This window comes from Streptomyces sp. SID1328, assembly GCF_009865595.1.
GTDB lineage: Bacteria > Actinomycetota > Actinomycetes > Streptomycetales > Streptomycetaceae > Streptomyces > Streptomyces griseoluteus.
Genome location: NZ_WWKH01000683.1, coordinates 1 through 1,134, shown reverse-complemented (window position 1 = coordinate 1,134; position 1,134 = coordinate 1). Strand labels below are relative to the sequence as shown.

General features: G+C 77.2%; 1 pseudogene. It reads left to right on the top strand.

The features are described 5' to 3' along the window. Positions 1-1,134 (top strand): annotated as a pseudogene (locus tag GT030_RS21900) (hypothetical protein); the annotation flags it as partial.

Genomic DNA, 1,134 nt, shown 5'->3' with positions numbered 1-1,134 from the left:
GACCTGCTGCGCCGCGCCGACCGGGAGTACGCCGTCGCCTGCGCCGCCCCCGACCTGGAGCCCGCGCAGGCGCTCCGGCTCACGCTGGAGCGGGTGGGCGCGCTGGAGGCGCAGTGGCGGCTCGGCGGGGACAGCGCGCTGCTCCAGGGCGCGGTCGGCATGCTGGAGGCGTTCGCCGACATCTGGCCCGACCGCAGACACCGGCCGCCCGAACTGCCGCTGGCCCACGGCAGACTCCTGCTCCGTCTGGCCGACGCCACCAACGACCCCGTACAGGCGCGGGGTTACGCCGCCCAGGCGGCCGGCTCGCTCCGTGACGCGCTGGCGGCCGGCGAGGACGGGGGCCGTGAACTCACCCTCATCCGGCTGGATCTGGTCGACGCTCTCCTCCGCTCCGGCGGTGACCTCGCCGAGGCCCGGGAACGCGTCGACGCCGCGCTCGCCACGACCACCGGCCGCTCACTGCGCGCCCAACTCCACGTCAGGGCCGGCCGGATCGGGGTCGCCCGGTATGCCGAGACGGGCGATCCCCGTGAACTCCGCGACGCGGCGGAGGCGTTCGCCCGTGCGGCCGCCGACACCTCCAGGGAAGCCGCCGACTACCCCGATGTCCTCGCCGAGTGGGGCGAGGTGCTGCTGCGCCGGGCCGACGCCGAGAGCGGGGAGCGCGCCTGGGAGGCCCTCGCCCACGCGATCCGCGTCCTGCGGGACTGCCGACGCGAGACCCACACCGGCAGCCCGCACACCGCGCACCGCCTGCTGATGCTGGGCCGCGCCCTGATCCGGCGCTACCGGCTGCACGGCGACCGGGTGGACCTGCGCGAGGCGGAGCACCTCTTCGGGCTGGCGGCGGCCGAGGCGGACGACCCGCTGCTGGCCGCGCGCTGCTCACTGGAGCTGGGACAGGCGCAGTACGAGGCGTACCGGAGCCTGGCCCGGCCGACCCGGCTGGACGACGCGGTGGACGCCTTCCGGGCGGCGGCCGAGTCGGCGCGGGAGGCGGAGGCGGCGGCCGAGTCGGACCGCGACCGCCGGATCGCCGTCGAACTGGGCGCGCAGGCGCACCACTGGCGGGGTATGTCCTATGAAGCGGCCACCCGGCCGCGCGCGGCCCGCGACGCGTACCGCGCGGCC